The organism is Hoeflea sp. CAU 1731, from assembly GCF_039888615.1.
Lineage (GTDB): Bacteria > Pseudomonadota > Alphaproteobacteria > Rhizobiales > Rhizobiaceae > Flavimaribacter.
Map to the genome: position 1 here is coordinate 78,928 of NZ_JBDQQS010000006.1, position 16,347 is coordinate 95,274.

The window sequence follows — 16,347 nt, forward strand, 5'->3', positions numbered from 1 at the left end:
CCGTCCTCAGTACGGAAGCCTCGTGGCGCGGGTGTCCAGAAGGTCGACCAGGATCTGCTCGATCACCTCCAGGCCTTCGTCCAGGATATCTTCTGTATGCGCGAGGGAAAGATAGTACCGTTTCAGCGGCACCGGCTGACCGATGCAACGACGCTCCACCAGACGATGGCGAAAGGCAAGATCCAGTTCGTCGTCATTGCGAAACAGTTCTTCATACTGGCTGTAGGGGCCTTCGAAGAAATACGGCAGCCAGACGGACCCGAACCCCGCGCTTTGGGCTGCAAGGCCAAGTCGCGAAAAAATACCGTCCAATCCGTTGCGCATATGATCCCCCAACGTCGAGAGCCGTTCGTAAACGCCCTGTTTTGACAGTTCGTCGATGGTCGCAAGGACGGCGGCCAGCGTCGACGGCGTGCCGTTGAACGTTCCGCCGATGAATACGGAGCCTTCTCCGGTCCTGCCCACTATATCCATGATATCGCGACGTCCGGCGACGACGCCAATGGGATATCCGCCGCCGGCAGCCTTGCCGAATGTGGCGAGGTCGGGTGTGACGCCAACGATTGATTGATACCCGCCCAATGCATGTCTGAATCCGGTGATCACCTCGTCGAAAATCAGCAGAACGCCGTGTTCATCGGCCAGCCTTCGCAATTCGTTCAGGAACGTGTTGGTCGCAATCACGGAGCCGATATTGTGGGCGATGGGCTCGACGATGATCGCGGCGACAGCGCCCCTGTTTGCATTCAGATAGGCTTCGACAGCGTTGGCATCATTGTAAGGCAGCACCGCTGTATGCCTGGCCATATCCTCTACGACACCGTTGCAGAGAGGATCATAGCCGCCGACTGCCTGGCGCGTTGACTGGACATTCATCGCGACGGAATCATGCCAGCCGTGATATCCGCCCTGGAACTTGATGAGCGTCGTTCGGCCGGTGACTGCGCGGGCAATTCGAATGGCGTGGAAAGTCGCCTCCGAGCCGCTGCTGCAGAGCGCCACCTGTTCGGCGCAGGGGATGTGTCTAGCCAGCGCCTCGCACAGTTCAATCTCGAGTTCGGTTACTCCGGCCCCTATGAGATCGATCTCTCCAATGACGGATTCGACCTTGTTGACAATTGAGTGATGGCAATGTCCGAGTATATTGGCGCCGAACCCGCAGTGGAAATCGATATAGCGTTGGCCTTTAGCGTCATAGAGGAAGGGGCCTTCTGCGCGTGTGAAGGCCACCGGAAACCCGAGCTTGCGACTTGGGCTGAGGTGCCCGCCAGCCATGACACGTTCCGCGCGCGCGGCGAGCTCGCTGTTTCGATCAAGGTAATTCATGTCTTCTCGTTTTTTCTGGGCGAGGAGCGGCTTGCTTCCTCCTCTTGAGCCTCAAGATCGGACAGATGGCGGATGAAGTTGCGGCCGCCTTCGATCAGATCCTGTTCAAATGCCTTCCGGACGGCGGTTTCGTCCTTCCTCTTGAGCGCCTCGATGACGTTCAGGTGCTGGTGCAAACCATCATATTTAGGGCTTCCGTCAGGGTAGAGCAGACTAAGCAGCGGGCCGACCTGAACCCAAAGACGTTCGAGGATCTCGATCAGCTGCGGCATGCCGGAACAACGATATACGCCGAAATGGAAGTCGTAATTGTGCAGGAGCGCGGCGGGATAATCCTTCGTGCGTTCCGCTTCCACGAGTTTCTCGTGAATGTCTTGGAGCTCGACGAGAAAGACATCATCGATGTGAGGCGCCGCCTTGACGGCGGCATGTGGCTCAAGCAGCAGCCTGATGTCACGCAACTCCATGTATTCCGCAAGGCTCAAACGACGGACCCTGAAATAGTGGCCCGGCTTCATCTCCAACGCGCCGTCCTTGACGAGTTGGATAAGTGCTTCCCGAACCGGCGTCTCGCTCGTACCCGACAAAGCTGCAACGTCGCGCACCTTCAGCCGGTCTCCGGGTCGCAGTCGAGCGGACATCAACTGTTGCCGTAGTCCCGCATATATCTGAGATGAAAGGCTGTTCGCCTGAACTTCCAACAATATTTCCGTTCCTCAACCCGATGATCTGGATTAATCAAGTGTTTATGCCGTCAGGAATTCTGTCACCAGCTCCATCTGCTCGTCCAGCATGATTTTTCCCCCGATCACTGTGCAGCCGAGATCTCCGGCGTGTGACATCAGCTTCGTGACTGCCGGCGCCATTACGATGTCGGCCAGGACGGTCCCTTTCCTCAGGGAGCCGGGATCGACAGGCATCGGGTCTGCATCCTTCATGCCAAGGGAAGTTGCATTGACCACTATGTCGAATTCGGCGGGAGCAGCAATGTCCGCATCTGTGCGACAGCCGGTTATTGATGTGACTCTCTGCGCGAGGTCGCGCGCTTTACTTTGGTCCCGGTTCTTTATCCCGAGACGAGATACTCCGGCCTCGGCCATTGCAAAAGCGGTTGCGCGTCCCGCTCCACCGGCGCCGATTTGCAGCACATTCTTTCCTTCAAGTTCAATTCCCATTCGCCGCAATCCTGCAACGAAACCCAATCCATCCATATTGTCGCCAATCAACTGGCCGTCCTGTGTTCGTTTCACGAAATTGACCGCGCCTATATTGCGCGCGCGCGAAGTGGCCTGATCGACAAGGGCAACAGCCGGAACCTTGTGTGGTATGGTCACGCCAAAGCCGATGATGTTTTGAAGGTGTCTTATGCTATCCAGTACGTCGGCAAGGTGTTCGGGATGAACGTTCAGCGGCACAGTGATGATATCGTTGCCAGTCTTCCTGAAATGGGCGTTCAGAATTGACGGCGCTCTGACATGTTCTACTGGATGCGCCAGAACGAACATGACCTTTGTCCCGCCTGTTATCTCCATTCGTCCTCTCCCATGTCTGATCGCCGGCTGGCGCACCAACCTGTTTCTTGTTTCAACGCCGACCTTCGCCATCTATTTGTCAGAGAGCATCGACGAAGCGACGTGCTGAAGCGTCTGCAGGTAATGCCGCCGCTCCTTGAGCAGTTTGAAAGCATTCGCCCTGGCGGCGTTGTTTTTTACCCCGAGCTACGATACATGATATATCAAGTTTAGGAATGGCAGGCAAATGCCTAGTCTGCGCTGTTGAGGGCGACGATGAACATTGAAATGAGTGCAAATGACAAGTCGTTGCGAAACCGCGCCAGGCAAGTAATCCCCGGCGGGATGTGGGGACATCAAAATGTCGCCAGTCGCATGCCTGACGGCTATCCTCAATACTTCACGCGCGCCGAAGGCTGCCGTACCTGGGACGTCAATGGCCGGGAATACATCGATTTTCTGTGCGGTTGGGGGCCGATGATCCTTGGCTACGGAGATTCGGATGTCGATGCCGCAGCGGCAGCGCAGGCCCGACTTGGAGACACGATGAACGGACCTTCGCCCCGTCTCGTGGAACTGGCGGAACTGTTGGTCGAAACAGTGCCTCATGCGGATTGGGCGATGTTCTCGAAGAACGGTACGGACGCCACAACGGCATGTGTGACTATCGCTCGGGCTGGCACCGGGCGCCGAAAGATCTTGGTCGCGCGCGGCGCCTATCACGGCGCTATCCCATGGTGCACGCCGTCACTGGCAGGGGTGACGGAGGCCGACCGGGCTCACCTGATCTATTACGATTACAACGATGTTCAAAGTCTGGAATCGGCGGTTGAGCTGGCGAAGGGCGATCTTGCTGCTATCCTGGTTTCAGCATTCAAGCATGATCTCGGAAAGGAACACGAACTCCCGACTCTGGCCTTCGCGCAACTGGCCCGAGCCCTTGCCGACAAGGAAGGAGCGGCCCTTGTGGTCGATGATGTTCGAGCCGGATTTAGGCTCGATCCGGGGGGCTCCTGGGAAAGCGTCGGTGTGCGCGCCGATCTCAGTGCGTGGAGCAAAGCGATCGCCAACGGCTACGCGCTGGCTGCGGTGACCGGCAATGATCGGTTCAGGGAAGGGGCCACGAAAGTATTCACCACCGGCTCGTTCTGGACCTCTTCCGTGGCGATGGCCGCGGCGATTACCTGTATCCGAAAGCTTCGGGGTGGTGATGGCATTGCGCACATGGAAGCGATGGGCCAACGGTTGCGTGATGGACTTGACACGCAGGCAAAGAAACATGGCTTCAGATTGCTGCAAAGCGGTCCGCCACAGATGCCGCTCGTTCTCTTTGACGATGATGCGGAACGTCGTACCGGCAACGCCTTTTGCCTGGAGGCGCTGAAACGCGGAGTGTATATGCATCCGTCCCATACAATGTTTCTGTCGGTCGCCCATACCAGCCACGATATTGACACCGCGCTCGCTGCAACGGATGAGGCCTTTGCCGCCCTATCCAATGCGCGCAACACGTGAGGGCTAAACATCTTGCTCTGAGAGCCTGAACTTCCTCCAGAATTTGGTAGAGTCCGTCACAACGAGGAGACGGACGAATGAAGCGTTCACGGTTCACGGAAGAACAGATCATCGGGATATTGAAGGAGCAGGAGGCGGGCGCGAAGACGGTCGACGTCTGTCGCAAGCACCGCATCTCGGATCCAACCTTCTACAAATACAAGGCGAAGTATGGCGGCATGGACGTGTCCGATGCCGGCAAGCTGAATGCGCTCGAGGACGAGAACGCCATGCTGAAGAAGTTGCTCGCCGAAATCATGCTGGACAATGCCATCCTGAAGGATGTCGCTTCAAAAAAAGGTGACGCCCGATGTGAAGCGGGATGCGGTGGTTCACGTCTGTGCGCGGCACGGGGTGAGCCAGCGTCGGGCGTGCGAGGTTTTATCGGTGGATCGGTCGAGCATGCGCTATCGCGGTGTGTGGCCTGACGATGCATCTATCCGTGAGGCGATGAAGAAGGTGGCATCGGAGCGCCGGCGCTTCGGTTATCGGCGCATCCACGTGATGTTCGATCGTCGGGGGATCGTCATGAACCTGAAGAAACTTCGACGTCTCTACCGGGAGGAGAAGCTGACGGTGCGCAAGCGTGGCGGCCGCAAGCGGGCTTTGGGAACGAGGCGTCCTCTGGCTCTGCCCTCACGCCCCAATGAGCGCTGGAGCCTGGACTTCATCAGCGATGCCCTCACCGACGGCCGCCGCTTCCGGGTGCTCGCCGTCGTCGACGACTTCACCGGATACGGCTACACTCGCAAAGCTGTGACGCAGGTCGTGAAGCCGGACATCTTCGATCTCCGCCATTATTCGGATTTTCTTCCAGACCTTCGGAGTGCCTTCATAGAATCCGTTGTCTCGGAAAGCGGGAACATGAAAGTGCTTCCTTCAAGTGCTGGAATTTCGGAGATTACTTGTCTCGCGGGTGCACTCAGCGGAACGGATTTCTGTCCCGTTTTCGAATCTTCGCGTCGTAGATATCCGCGATCTGAGTCGACCTCGCTCCACCGCAGCGTTTCAATCTCTCTTTTTCGCATTCCCGTAAACATCAGTAATTTCAGGATTGCGATTGCCCTTGGATTGATATCCGCACGAGTAACGTCCCGCACATTTTTCTTGCCAAGTAGCAGCTTGATGTGTCGCTCGACTCGTCCCCGATCGGTGGCCTCGGTACTTGGCTTCTTCGTTCCGGTTCCGTGCACGAAATACAGATCGCAGAGCTGGGTAACCGTGATATGCCTTTTCTCGTTCTGTTTCTCTTGTGCCGGGTCTACACCATTTGCCGCTCTGCCGAGGATGCGACGGGCTTCAGCTCTGGCCTGATCGACGGTCCGGGGAGAGCCATGCGCGCCAATGGCGTAACGTCTCGTTGGTGCTGACCTGCCTGAACCAATTCGATATTTGCAGACATAAGTCTTTCGGCCGCTATTTGAGATCTTGATGCCGAAACCCTTCAGATCGCTATCCCACCGGAAGTAGTCACGATCTGCAGGATGAGCACGATCGACGACAGATTTCGTCAGTTTGTTAGGCATGCGACGGGATCCAAATCGGTGGTTACTTTTTGAAAAAGTAACCACCGACGCGGGAACATCAAGGAACGTTAAAATAGCGAAACGGGAAAAAAGTAATTAAATCCAGTAATTAGTGAATTTCAAGGAATGTTGAGAAATCTCCAGAAACCATAAACCTTAGCTTTCCGAAGGCAGAGGTCACAGGTTCGAATCCTGTCGGGGCACCAAAATATCGTTATAAATCATATGTTTAGAGAAATATTTCGAACGAATCCAAAATCTGGGTTTGTTTCGGGATTCTGCCGATTTGGCCAAACTGGCTTTGTTTCGGGAATTTCGGATTCTGCCATTCGAAGCGCTGTTTTTTGCAGTGACAGACTCTTCCACCGGTCGATGTAATATAGCATGAACGCCGGTAAAATGCAGCAGTGATGTTCTATTTTTGTTCGGATTTTGGCGACGCGGTTGAGTTGGCGAAACTCTTGGCAAACGCTATCATTGGGTGGGGTAGGGCACGCCGAGAGGCCGGAAAATATGTGATCTGCTACCTGACCGACCTGGGATGCGGCTACTCAACTTTGCTCAATCAAACCATGCCCGCCACGCAGACCAGGCCGAAATCCTGTCCGCGATATAGGCGTATCCTTCACCGGCCGGGTTGCTGCCGTCTCCTCGCTGCGTGAGATCCATCCAGCGCGAATCTTCCAACAGCTGCGAGTGAAGATCGAGAAAGGGAATGCCGAGTTTGTTGGCTATTTTCTTGTACGTCTCGTTGTATTCGCTCTGACGCGCGTTTGAAAAGCGGAACTGGGGAGCGCCAGGAAGTAGCAGCGGATAGGGGAGTTGCTCGTTCATGGGGATCATGCCTATCCACAAGGTCGGAAGCCACTGCGAGGCCTCGGACATCATCTCTTCCGCTATTTCGGCTGCGTCGTCCAGAGTTACTTCAACGCCCTGTCCGACAACTTCCTTGGCGTCATTTCCCCCGAACATGAAAACAAGCCGTCCCATTGAGTTCTCAGGCAATCTCAGTTCGCATTCGTTTCGCCATCGCGGCGCGATCTGGCGGCAGGAGTTTCCTCTGACGCCGAGATTGTAGATCGTTATGTCGTGATCGTTGTTCCATTCGTTCCGTGCGAGACGACCGACCCATCCCAGTGCGGTTTCATCACCTGCTCCGACAGTGAAGGCATCGCCTATGAAGCAGATTCGCGAATGGGACTTTCTTTGAGGATACATACTGGCCTTCGTCCTTTATTGTGCGGGAATTGTAGTAAATCTGGTTCGGATCGTTTCCGAAATTGAGGCGACGCTCCCGGACATCCTTTTTCTCGTCGCCGCATCGGTTGCAGCTTCCGGAAATGAGAGCGAATAGCCGATCGCCGGTTCATTGGAGCCGGGAATGTGCACGGATGAGCCTATTGCAGAAATGCCCGGCACCGGTTTGCAGGCGATCTCGATGAAGCCATTACGGGCATGGCTCGAAATATTCTTCTTCGTTAATTCGAGATCGAAATCCTGTTCCGGCGGGACAGAGTTCGCAAGTGCCTCGATTGACATGCTGTCAAGCCGCGCCAGCAGCCCGATTCCGAGGGCGGCGGAGGGTGCAAACTGTCTTGTGCCGACCGGCAGCACATACTTCAGTGGATATGATCCCTGTCTATTTCGGATGATGATGACGTCCAATCCGTCCAGAACGCCGATGTAGCCGACGAAGCCGTATGTGTTGACCAGATCAAGAACCGCCTCGTTAAGGAAATCCATCAGATCGTTCTGAGCCATATACAGCCCGCCGAGTTGCAGCGTGCGAGGACCGGCGAAATACTGACGCGTTTCATCATCACGATCGAGAACGCCACTTTCGCTGAGAGTCTTCAGGAGACGTGATACAGTGCTTTTGGGCAGGTCCAGCCGGTCCGCGATTTCGGAAACCTTGAGCCGGGGCGTTTCCGGCGTAAGACATTGTAATATTCGCAGCGCACTATCGAGTGAACTCATACCAGATCTCCTCCAAAGATCACCTAGCGTTCCATATAGAGCAATTAGTTGACACAGGTGGTACTATCTGCATAGGATCGAGTCAAATCGAAGAATTGTCTTTCCAGCAAATGAACAATTCGTGCCCCATAAAAGAGGAAAACTCCAATGATCCACCGATTGTCGAAAGTATTTTTATCCTCATTGTTTGCGTCAACCCTGATGGTCGGCCCTTCGTTCGCTGACGATCCCCTTGTCGTGGTCTCGTCGGGTGGCGTCTGGCTCGAATCCGCTAAGGCGAATTTCGTCTCCTGTTACGAAGAGCGAACGGGCGAGCAACCGGAAGTACTGACGATCAACTCAAGCGAGGTCATAAATCGACTGCGCGCCAACCCGGACAACCCGCCGATCGACGTAGCCCTGTTGAGCGAAATTGACGCCATTCGCGCCGGTGAGGAAGGCTTGCTGGAAAAGTTGTCTGTCGAAAAAGTCCCCAATCTTGCCGATGTGCCTGAGGTGTTCCGCGAGCAGTGGGACAACTACGCAACGATCCAGAATTTTGGCGCGATGATCGTCCTCTATAACAAGGAAGCAATTCCAGAGCCTCCCGCCGATTGGAAAACACTCATCGATCAGACGATCGAAGGGAAATACGGAGACCGCGTATCGTTTCCTGCTGTCACGATGGCTTGGGGCCCGATGTTTACTTGGTTTTTGACGACCTTGTACGACGGGGATGAAGATATGGTCTTTGAGAAATACAAGGAAATGCTGCCAAACGTCGCCAACTACTGGACGTCACCGGTCGACGCAATGAACATGTTCGCGGCCAAGGAAATCGATATTCTGGTTTACTGGGACGGTCGGGCATACGCCTTTGCAGAGGAAAATGATTGGGCCGGAGCCTATATTCCCGATCCGGGCGCATTCCAGTCGGCGGCCATGCTCGCCAAGGTAAACAACGGATCCGAAAAAGCATGGACATACATAGACTGTGTTCTTTCTCCGGAAGCCCAACTTGGCCACTCGAAAATGATCAAGTATCCGATCGTCAACTCCAAGGTTGAGTATCCGGAGGAGCTTGCAGCAGTTCTGACACCGCTTGAAGCCGTTCGCCAGCCTGAGTTCAGATCGTTCATGGACAAGATTCCGAACTGGATCGAGCGCTGGAACAAGGAAGTTCGCTAAACCTTTGCAGGCTGGCGCAGACCGCGCCAGCCTGGCAATCACGGTATGAAGCTAAGTTGAGATGACATGACTCGACGGGGAAGCATACGGCAGGGCGCAAAAGGATATCTCCTGACGTTTCCCGCGTTTGCATTTCTTGCAGTATTTTTTGTCGGACCGCTGATCGTCAATCTTCTCGAGAGTTTCAAGGATGATGAAGGCGGGATCACATTCGCCCAGTACGCCCGCGCTTTGGGAGACGCGTACTATCTGGAAGTGCTCGGAGACACGATCGCACTGAGTCTGGTAGTCACAATCGCTTCCCTGCTTCTGGGTTATCCGCTGGCGATAGCCATCGCCAGATCCAGAGGCGCCCTGAAAAGCTTTCTGATATTTCTGGTCGTCACGCCACTATTAATCAATGTGGTGGTCAGAACGTTCGGATGGATGGTCATTTTTGGCCGAAGCGGATTTCTCAATTCTATCCTCAAGTTTCTGGAACTGGACACCATTACACTGACAGGCACATGGACAGGAATTGCGATTGCGATGGTTCAGGTGCTGCTGCCTTTCATGGTGCTTTCGATAGCCAGCACTCTCGAAGGTATAGACGGTGAACTCGAGGATGCCGCGACCACGCTTGGGGCTACTCCGCTCAAGACCATAATCCACGTTATCTTTCCTTTGAGCCTACAAGGAGTGATAACGGGAACAGTCCTGGTTTTCGCGCTCTCAATTGGCAGTTTCGTAACGGTCATGCTGATGGGTACTAATTCCACCATGGTGCTCCCGCTTCTCGTTTATCAACAATTGAATCTTGCCTCGGACTGGCCGTTTGCCGCGGCTCTCGGAAATATCCTCATCTTCGTGGTTCTGATCGCCACAGCCCTGCAACTGAGCCTGTCAAGAAAGGGCGCCCGCCGATGAAGATCAGGTCGCGACCCGGATCGCTCATGGTCTGTTATCTTGCAGTCATCAGCGTTTTTCTTCTCCTGCCGCAGCTCATTGTCGTTGTGGTGGCTTTCTCCGAAGCCAGCTTCGTGAGTTTCCCGCCTCCTGGCTATTCCACCAAATGGATGGTCCGGGTTCTGTCTGATCCAAGCTTCATGAAGCCGCTTTGGAACAGCGTTGTCCTGGGTCTCTCTGCGTCGATCTTGGCAGCGGCGCTGGCGCTGCCTGCTTCAATCGCGATCGTGCGACACAGTTTTCGGGGCGCCCGGGTAATACAGAATTTTCTCCTTTCGCCACTGAGTATGCCGGCGCTCATTCTTGCCATCGCCATGTTGTTCTTCCTGAGTGACATCGGCCTTGGCAACACGTATGCAGGGCTCCTCTTCGGACACGTGGTCATCGTGCTACCCTATCTCGTGAGGACAATCGTCGCTGTCTATTCCGGCGCAGACCCAAGGATCGAAGAAGCCGCCTACACGCTCGGGGCAAAACCTCTTTCGACATTCTGGTTCGTGACGCTTCCCATGTTAAGGCCCGCCATATTTGCGGGAGGCATGTTCGCCTTTCTGGTGTCATTCGATGAAGTCGCGATTGCTTTGCTTTTGTCAAATGCGAGTTCGATCACGCTGCCGGTCTCGATTCTTACCTATCTGACTTACAACTATGATCCGGCCGTCGCCGCCATCTCCGTGATCAAAATGATAATTGTGGTTCTGGCTCTCCTCGCGCTCGAGCGTTTCTACGGGCTTCAGAACCTGACGATGCAGTCGAGGTAGAATGTGAGCAATTCGGACGCCGGCAACAGGATCGGACATCTCTCGATCAAGGGCCTTTCGAAATCGTATGGCGATACCAACGCCTTGTCAGACGTCAGCATTGAAGTCCAGGCGGGAGAGTTTCTGGCCTTGCTCGGACCTTCGGGTTGCGGGAAAACCACTCTGCTTCGATCAATCGCCGGGTTGTTGGAGACAGACAGGGGTGAAGTCGCGATTGACGGAAAGCGGGTTAATGACACTCCTCCGTGGAAAAGAGACATTAGTGTGGTATTTCAGAGTTACGCACTGTTCCCGCACATGAATGTACGCGACAATCTTGCATTCGGGTTGCGCATGAAAAAGTCGCCGAAATCCCAAGTCGACAAACGCATCAGTGACACCCTGAAGCTTGTAAGGATGGAAGACTACAAGGAGCGATATCCTTCGCAGTTGTCCGGTGGCCAGCAACAAAGGGTGGCTCTGGCGCGCGCTATCGTCGTCCAACCGAGAATACTGCTGCTTGACGAACCTCTTGCGGCGCTTGACGCCAAACTCAGAGGCTCCGTGCAGCGCGAGATCAGGCAACTCCAATCCAAGCTGGGTATCACAACGATACTGGTGACCCACGACCAGTCTGAAGCCATGTCAATGGCGGACAGAATTGCGGTGATGGACTCGGGAAACATTGTGCAGATCGCTGATCCCGCGACGCTCTACCGGCATCCGAAAACGGCGTTTGCGGCCGAGTTTGTCGGCGATATCAACCGCGTCTCGGGAAAAATGGATGCGACCTCGGTATTCGCGCCTTCGATCAAGATCGCGGATGGAATTGCGGTTCCGTTCTCGGCAGATCGTGTCGGTGACTTCAGCGAAGGTGACCCGGTGTTGCTCATGGTTCGTCCGGAGACGGTTCGGATATCTCGAACGGCAGCCGAAGGTTTCCATCTGGCGGGAGTTGTCGACGACATCATTCTGATAGGCGATCGAATCAACATATACGCAACCTGCGCCGACACGACTTTCAAGGTCGTCAAACTGACCGGCAGTCCAGAGGCGGAGATGTTTCACCCGGGCGAGAATATTTTCGTCTCGTGGGACAGGGCGGATTCACTGGTGTTTGCCGAATGAGGCCTGGGAACCAGAGCGGGTCAAAAAGCTAGATGAATTAGCATATATCTCCAAACACGCCTGATCGCTCTTCTCGGCCAGCCGTACAATTTCTCGCTCAAATTCCTTCGTAAATTGTAGTCGTTTCGATACGCAGATTTCCTTTCAACTTGGGACAACCTCTCCACTTTATCGAAGCAAGTCCAGCAGCCGGTGCGAGCGAGCAAACATGAGATTTCGACTGATGGCTCAAGTTGAGATGACCGTCGGTCGGCGGGCCTTCAAACCGCAGCCAAGCCCGCCCGCTTGCGTATCTCGGCGTTGTCGGCGCGGAATTCCGTTCCGTGCAGATCCTCGGGCCGTTCCTTGCAGAGCCAGCCGACGATCGTGGCCGGATCTTCCGGCGGCAGCAACTTCTCCTTCGGCACCTTGCTGACAGGGTTCACGCCGGATTGCCGAATGATGACCTGCATGTCGGTGTCGACCAGTCCCGGCTGAAAGCCGTAGGAGAGACACCTGTCAGAGAGTTCCTTCGCGAGCGATTTCGTCACCATGGCGAGCGCCGCCTTGGAGGCGCAGTAGGCGCTCCAGCCTTCCATCGCGTTCTGGCTTGCGCCCGACGAGATGTTCACGATGACAATTCGGCCTTCGTTGAAAAAGGGGACACCGGCTCTCAGACAGCGCATGACGCCGAACAGGTTGAGATTGACGGTGGCTTCCCATTCTTCCGGCGCAGTTTCGAGCAACGGCCCTATCGGTCCAATCATGCCGGCGTTGTTGACAAGGACGTCGACGAAAATATTTTCTGCCGCCAGCTTGTCAAACGACTGGCTGACGCTTGCCGGATCGGAGAAATCGCAGGCGATGGGCACACACCGTTTTCCCTGCTGTTCGATATCCGAAGCCAGCGCGTCCAGTTTGCTCTGGTTGCGCGCCATCGCGACCACATCGTAACCGTCGGCTGCCAGCCGGCGGGCGATCGCCGCGCCAAGACCCTGTGACGCGCCTGTAACCAGGGCCCATGATGTGTCGTTCTTTTTGTCGCTCATAAATGGCCTCCACCTGTGATTAGAAATTCTGCTCCCGTCACGAAACTCGCCTCGTCGGACAGGAGATACGCGACGCAGCCAGCCACGTCTTCGGGGCGCCCGATACGGCCGATAGGGATCTTGTCAAACCGGTCGCGCGCCATGTCTTCAGCGCTGCGCTGGCGCAGGGCGCCGAGATCTTCGTTCGTACGGTCCGTCAACGTTGTGTCGATCAGGCCGGGCGCCACGACGTTGACCCGGACGCTGCGCCTGGAAAGATCGGACGCCAGTGATTTGGCGGCGTTGTGCAGCGCTGCCTTCGAGGCGCCGTAAAGCAGGTTTGCAGGCGACGCCCGCATTCCGGCCAGCGACCCGACGAAGACGATCGATCCGCCGTCGACCAGACGGTCATGGATCTTCGACACGAGATCGAGCGGCGCGAAGACATTGGTCGCGAAGATCGCGTCGAAGGTTTCCCGGTCGATCGACGTGGCCGGATGCGTGTGGATAACGCCGGCGACATGGACGATCGCTCCGAGTTTGTCCGGCAGTTGTTCGGCAAGGGCTCCAATCCCGTCAGGCAAGTCGGCCCGCAAACAGGATGCGGCGTCGTCAAGCAGGTCTGCATCGGCCTCGACCCGGTCGGTTGCAATCACAGGCAGGTCGGCGCGCGCCAGTCTGGCGACGACCGCCCGGCCGATATCGCCCATCGCTCCCGTGACCAGAACAGGATGGCTCACCGGGCCTGCGCCTTCTGCTCTTCCGCTTCGAGATAGGATTTCATCTCCAGACCGGCTTTTTCGATATGGCTTCGACATGCCTTCTCGACATCGTCAAGCGTTCCTTCACGGATCGCCGAAATGATCTCGTCGTGCTCGACGACCGCCGAGAGGTCGCGACCCGGTATAAGACGGAATCCTGCCCGGTACCGAACGCATTTCGACCAGATGTCCTCCAGAAAGCGACGCAAGTGGAAGTTATGCGCCCGGTCGAGGATGAAACGATGGAATTCCCAGTTGAGATTGTTGACCTCGGAAAAATCCTTGTCTTCGGCCGCCCTTTCGAAGCTCCGGTTGATCTGTTCCAGATGATCGGCGATCAATTGCCCTTCGTTCTGGACGGCCAGCCGGATCGCATAGCCTTCCAGCGTCGCCCTGACGCCGAACAGTTCCACCATGTCCGCGATCGACATCGAGGCGACGCGGATATCGCGATAGGGCGTGGCTTCGACGAGACCTTCTCTTTCAAGACGCATCAGCGCTTCGCGGACCGGAACCATGGACGTGCCGAGACGCTCCGACAGCGCCGCCAGGGTGAGGCGCTGTCCGGGTTCGAGCGCGCCTGACAGAATTTCCTCGCGAAGGAATGTGTAGACGGCTTCGGCCTTGGTGCGGTGCGTGGCCAATGTTCCGTTCTTGCCTTGACCAGTCATGTCGCGTCGGACCTCGCACTGGCTGTCGTCGCCGACCATCTCCCATCCGGCGACAGGTGGACTGCGACGGGGTGTGGAACCGGTTCGTGTATGGGTAGAAATCTGGCGCCGCGGGCCGCGTAATCGCGCACCAGCCTGTGCCAGCCTGCAGCGTTTTCCGAGGCCCCGAGGGCGACGCCTCTCGTCAGGTTGTCGGTACTGAAAATCGGGTCGGCGATCACGAGCAGTCCTTCTTCAGTCGCTATCTCGATCGCGGTCGAGGCAGGGTGATGCACGCCGACCTCGCGCATGGCGATTCCCGGCATGACCTCAAGCGTATCATGGACCGGCCTAGCCTTTGCAAGCCTGTTCGACACAACCTGTGGAAGTCCATGCACCAGGCAGGGTTCTTCCGGCATTGCGAGATTGGCAAGGCCGCGAGCGGATGCGTAGACGGGGACAGCATCGGGCACAGCGTTTACGCCGCCAGCGGCATAGGGCCCGAAGCTGGTGAGGAGGACCGCCGCAAACCCGTCTTGGAGAAGTGGTTCGACGCCGCTTCCGCAGCGATTGAATCCGGCTTCAGGTCCCTTGCGTCGCTTCATGGCGGCGTTGAGATCGGAAGTATCCGGGATCAGGCCGGTGTCGACCAGAACGACGCCTAGGCTGGACCGCAGCACGAAAACATGGATCGCGATGTCGACCCAGTGACCGAAATCGCGCTGGAAATAGACTTCCGGCCCCGGCGTCCTGGCTGTGGCGACGGTATGTATGTCGACGGACCAGATCATCGGGGAGCGGCCTGCTTTTCTGCGGCGATCCAGTCGGCTATTCCGGCTTCAAGATCGAATGCGGGCGCATATGCGAAATCGCGCCGGGCGCGATCGAGAATGCAGGGGCCTCTGAGATGGCGCGCGGGGTCCACTCCGGGTTCCAGTTCGATATCGGCTTCGGGGAGATACTGAGAGACGATGCCGGCCAGTTCGCCGCGCGTGCGGGCCACGCCGCCCGTGACGTTGTAGACAGGCTCAGGCAGTTCTGGCGCCTCGGCCGCCTGGACCAGTCCAAGCGCCAGATCCTTGACGTAGGTAAAGTCGCACGGGTGGTCCCGACCGGGCTCGCGAATGCGCGTGACGCCTGCCAGCATGCGGCCGACAAAATAGTCTCCCGTACTGTGATTGCGCCCGTAGACGAAGCCGGTGCGAAACGAGGCGACGTCGACGCCGAAACTTTTGCGATAGGAATCGCAGAGCGTTTCCGACATGAACTTCGTCGCGTCATAGATCCCGACCGGGTCGGCAGGCTCGGTTTCGGAAAGGGGCGCCGCGTCCGATCGGCGACCGTAGAGCGTGGCGGTGGACAGATTGACGATGCGGCAGTTATGCCGGCGCGCCGCCTCAAGCATTGCGAGTGCGCCAAGCACATTGATTTCTGTCGCCGCCGCCGGATCGGCGGTTGCGGGCGCGGGGCCGACGAGTGCCGCGCAGTGGATGACGGCGTCGCTGTCGCCAATGACGTCGGTCATGTGGTCGCGATCGGTGATATCGGCGGTTTCGACCGAAAAAGGCAGCGCGCAATCGGACTGCCGCCGATCAATGCCGAGAACCTCGTGGCCAAGCTCGACGGCGACGCGGCCGACCTCGGACCCGACGAAACCGGCCGCCCCGGTGACCACCAATTTCATTATCCGATCTCCTTCGTCGTCACCGGTCCGGATCCCTCGTAGAGAACGAGATTGACGAACCGCAAAGGAGAAGCGCCGGTGTTCCTGAGCCCGTGAGGCGTGCCCGGCGGGGTGACGATCATGTCTCCGGGGCCGACGTCATGTTCGCTCTCGCCGATTTGGCTCACGCCCGCGCCCTCGATAACGAGCCAGGTCTCGGACTTTCCCTGGTGAACGTGGCGCGTGCATTCCTCGCCGGGAGCGATTTCGTACCAGGACACATGCTGAGCCCGGCTCTGTACGCCTGAAATCACCCTGGCAGGCAGGCGGCGCGCGCCTCCATGAAGTATTTCATCGTTCATTTGTACGTTCTCCAGGCCGGGTGATGCGAC

At 56.7% G+C, this 16,347-nt stretch carries 17 protein-coding genes and 1 pseudogene; 6 read left to right on the plus strand and 12 right to left on the minus strand.

The annotated features are described in order from the left end of the window. Positions 1 to 6 precede the first annotated feature (6 nt). Genes AAFN47_RS11450 through AAFN47_RS11460 form a run of 3 tightly spaced genes read right to left on the minus strand, consistent with a single transcriptional unit; the run spans position 7 to position 2,858 of the window. Positions 7 to 1,326, minus strand: a complete 1,320-nt coding sequence (locus tag AAFN47_RS11450; protein WP_499809362.1) for an aspartate aminotransferase family protein — start codon at positions 1,324 to 1,326, stop codon at positions 7 to 9. Next, entirely contained in the window at positions 1,323 to 2,030 is a 708-nt protein-coding gene (locus AAFN47_RS11455; protein WP_499809363.1) for a GntR family transcriptional regulator, read from the minus strand. Before AAFN47_RS11455 ends, AAFN47_RS11450 begins: the two co-directional genes overlap by 4 nt. Before the next feature lie 42 nt (positions 2,031 to 2,072). Next, the gene (locus AAFN47_RS11460) at positions 2,073 to 2,858 is read right to left on the minus strand and encodes a shikimate dehydrogenase family protein (RefSeq protein ID WP_499809364.1); all 786 of its coding nucleotides are present in this window, start codon (positions 2,856 to 2,858) and stop codon (positions 2,073 to 2,075) included. A 267-nt stretch (positions 2,859 to 3,125) separates the two neighbouring features. Between AAFN47_RS11460 and AAFN47_RS11465 the strand changes: the two genes are divergently transcribed. Both AAFN47_RS11465 and AAFN47_RS11470 read left to right on the plus strand, forming a co-directional pair. Then, positions 3,126 to 4,352 (plus strand): aminotransferase class III-fold pyridoxal phosphate-dependent enzyme, encoded by a 1,227-nt coding sequence (locus tag AAFN47_RS11465; protein ID WP_499809365.1) that lies wholly within the window; start codon positions 3,126 to 3,128, stop codon positions 4,350 to 4,352. Positions 4,353 to 4,429: 77 nt separating this feature from the next. Beyond that, positions 4,430 to 5,123 (plus strand): annotated as a pseudogene (locus AAFN47_RS11470) (transposase); the annotation flags it as partial. A gap of 65 nt (positions 5,124 to 5,188) precedes the next feature. Here the strand turns inward: AAFN47_RS11470 and AAFN47_RS11475 are convergent. The 3 genes from AAFN47_RS11475 to AAFN47_RS11485 all read right to left on the minus strand — a co-directional run bounded on the left by AAFN47_RS11475 (position 5,189) and on the right by AAFN47_RS11485 (position 7,894). Continuing rightward, the gene (locus tag AAFN47_RS11475) at positions 5,189 to 5,917 is read right to left on the minus strand and encodes an integrase arm-type DNA-binding domain-containing protein (protein WP_499809575.1); all 729 of its coding nucleotides are present in this window, start codon (positions 5,915 to 5,917) and stop codon (positions 5,189 to 5,191) included. 561 nt (positions 5,918 to 6,478) lie between these two features. Beyond that, entirely contained in the window at positions 6,479 to 7,135 is a 657-nt protein-coding gene (locus AAFN47_RS11480; protein ID WP_499809366.1) for a GDSL-type esterase/lipase family protein, read from the minus strand. A gap of 15 nt (positions 7,136 to 7,150) precedes the next feature. Beyond that, positions 7,151 to 7,894, minus strand: coding sequence for an IclR family transcriptional regulator (locus AAFN47_RS11485; RefSeq protein WP_499809367.1), 744 nt, complete (start codon positions 7,892 to 7,894; stop codon positions 7,151 to 7,153). Positions 7,895 to 8,041: 147 nt separating this feature from the next. On the opposite strand from AAFN47_RS11485, the gene AAFN47_RS11490 reads away from it, so the two are divergent. The 4 genes from AAFN47_RS11490 to AAFN47_RS11505 all read left to right on the plus strand — a co-directional run bounded on the left by AAFN47_RS11490 (position 8,042) and on the right by AAFN47_RS11505 (position 11,874). Beyond that, positions 8,042 to 9,061 (plus strand): extracellular solute-binding protein, encoded by a 1,020-nt coding sequence (locus AAFN47_RS11490; RefSeq protein WP_499809368.1) that lies wholly within the window; start codon positions 8,042 to 8,044, stop codon positions 9,059 to 9,061. A 66-nt stretch (positions 9,062 to 9,127) separates the two neighbouring features. Then, entirely contained in the window at positions 9,128 to 9,967 is an 840-nt protein-coding gene (locus tag AAFN47_RS11495; RefSeq protein ID WP_499809369.1) for an ABC transporter permease, read from the plus strand. Next, on the plus strand, positions 9,964 to 10,767 hold the full coding sequence (locus AAFN47_RS11500) for an ABC transporter permease (protein WP_499809370.1): 804 nt from the start codon (positions 9,964 to 9,966) through the stop codon (positions 10,765 to 10,767). The genes AAFN47_RS11495 and AAFN47_RS11500 overlap by 4 nt, the downstream gene beginning before the upstream one ends. Positions 10,768 to 10,770: 3 nt before the next feature. Beyond that, positions 10,771 to 11,874, plus strand: a complete 1,104-nt coding sequence (locus tag AAFN47_RS11505; protein WP_499809371.1) for an ABC transporter ATP-binding protein — start codon at positions 10,771 to 10,773, stop codon at positions 11,872 to 11,874. A 260-nt stretch (positions 11,875 to 12,134) separates the two neighbouring features. On the opposite strand, the gene AAFN47_RS11510 is transcribed toward AAFN47_RS11505, so the two are convergent. Genes AAFN47_RS11510 through AAFN47_RS11535 form a run of 6 tightly spaced genes read right to left on the minus strand, consistent with a single transcriptional unit; the run spans position 12,135 to position 16,317 of the window. Next, positions 12,135 to 12,902, minus strand: a complete 768-nt coding sequence (locus tag AAFN47_RS11510; RefSeq protein ID WP_499809372.1) for an SDR family oxidoreductase — start codon at positions 12,900 to 12,902, stop codon at positions 12,135 to 12,137. After that, positions 12,899 to 13,621, minus strand: coding sequence for an SDR family NAD(P)-dependent oxidoreductase (locus AAFN47_RS11515; RefSeq protein WP_499809373.1), 723 nt, complete (start codon positions 13,619 to 13,621; stop codon positions 12,899 to 12,901). Before AAFN47_RS11515 ends, AAFN47_RS11510 begins: the two co-directional genes overlap by 4 nt. Then, positions 13,618 to 14,352: a GntR family transcriptional regulator gene (locus AAFN47_RS11520; protein ID WP_499809374.1), complete on the minus strand. Its 735-nt coding sequence runs from the start codon at positions 14,350 to 14,352 to the stop codon at positions 13,618 to 13,620. Before AAFN47_RS11520 ends, AAFN47_RS11515 begins: the two co-directional genes overlap by 4 nt. Further along, on the minus strand, positions 14,310 to 15,083 hold the full coding sequence (locus AAFN47_RS11525; protein ID WP_499809375.1) for an MBL fold metallo-hydrolase: 774 nt from the start codon (positions 15,081 to 15,083) through the stop codon (positions 14,310 to 14,312). Before AAFN47_RS11525 ends, AAFN47_RS11520 begins: the two co-directional genes overlap by 43 nt. After that, positions 15,080 to 15,976 (minus strand): NAD-dependent epimerase/dehydratase family protein, encoded by an 897-nt coding sequence (locus AAFN47_RS11530; protein ID WP_499809376.1) that lies wholly within the window; start codon positions 15,974 to 15,976, stop codon positions 15,080 to 15,082. The genes AAFN47_RS11525 and AAFN47_RS11530 overlap by 4 nt, the downstream gene beginning before the upstream one ends. Beyond that, positions 15,976 to 16,317 (minus strand): cupin domain-containing protein, encoded by a 342-nt coding sequence (locus tag AAFN47_RS11535; protein WP_499809377.1) that lies wholly within the window; start codon positions 16,315 to 16,317, stop codon positions 15,976 to 15,978. Before AAFN47_RS11535 ends, AAFN47_RS11530 begins: the two co-directional genes overlap by 1 nt. Between the last annotated feature and the right edge of the window lie 30 nt (positions 16,318 to 16,347).

What these genes read in the sequence shown, in the direction of transcription:
- AAFN47_RS11510 (WP_499809372.1), bottom strand. Translation starts at nt 12,902, where the DNA reads ATGAGCGACAAAAAGAACGACACATCATGGGCCCTGGTTACAGGCGCG.
- AAFN47_RS11530 (WP_499809376.1), bottom strand. Translation starts at nt 15,976, where the DNA reads ATGAAATTGGTGGTCACCGGGGCGGCCGGTTTCGTCGGGTCCGAGGTC.
- AAFN47_RS11480 (WP_499809366.1), bottom strand. Translation starts at nt 7,135, where the DNA reads ATGTATCCTCAAAGAAAGTCCCATTCGCGAATCTGCTTCATAGGCGAT.
- AAFN47_RS11485 (WP_499809367.1), bottom strand. Translation starts at nt 7,894, where the DNA reads ATGAGTTCACTCGATAGTGCGCTGCGAATATTACAATGTCTTACGCCG.
- AAFN47_RS11450 (WP_499809362.1), bottom strand. Translation starts at nt 1,326, where the DNA reads ATGAATTACCTTGATCGAAACAGCGAGCTCGCCGCGCGCGCGGAACGT.
- AAFN47_RS11475 (WP_499809575.1), bottom strand. Translation starts at nt 5,917, where the DNA reads ATGCCTAACAAACTGACGAAATCTGTCGTCGATCGTGCTCATCCTGCA.
- AAFN47_RS11460 (WP_499809364.1), bottom strand. Translation starts at nt 2,858, where the DNA reads ATGGAGATAACAGGCGGGACAAAGGTCATGTTCGTTCTGGCGCATCCA.
- AAFN47_RS11465 (WP_499809365.1), top strand. Translation starts at nt 3,126, where the DNA reads ATGAGTGCAAATGACAAGTCGTTGCGAAACCGCGCCAGGCAAGTAATC.
- AAFN47_RS11495 (WP_499809369.1), top strand. Translation starts at nt 9,128, where the DNA reads ATGACTCGACGGGGAAGCATACGGCAGGGCGCAAAAGGATATCTCCTG.
- AAFN47_RS11535 (WP_499809377.1), bottom strand. Translation starts at nt 16,317, where the DNA reads ATGAACGATGAAATACTTCATGGAGGCGCGCGCCGCCTGCCTGCCAGG.
- AAFN47_RS11525 (WP_499809375.1), bottom strand. Translation starts at nt 15,083, where the DNA reads ATGATCTGGTCCGTCGACATACATACCGTCGCCACAGCCAGGACGCCG.
- AAFN47_RS11490 (WP_499809368.1), top strand. Translation starts at nt 8,042, where the DNA reads ATGATCCACCGATTGTCGAAAGTATTTTTATCCTCATTGTTTGCGTCA.
- AAFN47_RS11500 (WP_499809370.1), top strand. Translation starts at nt 9,964, where the DNA reads ATGAAGATCAGGTCGCGACCCGGATCGCTCATGGTCTGTTATCTTGCA.
- AAFN47_RS11520 (WP_499809374.1), bottom strand. Translation starts at nt 14,352, where the DNA reads ATGGTCGGCGACGACAGCCAGTGCGAGGTCCGACGCGACATGACTGGT.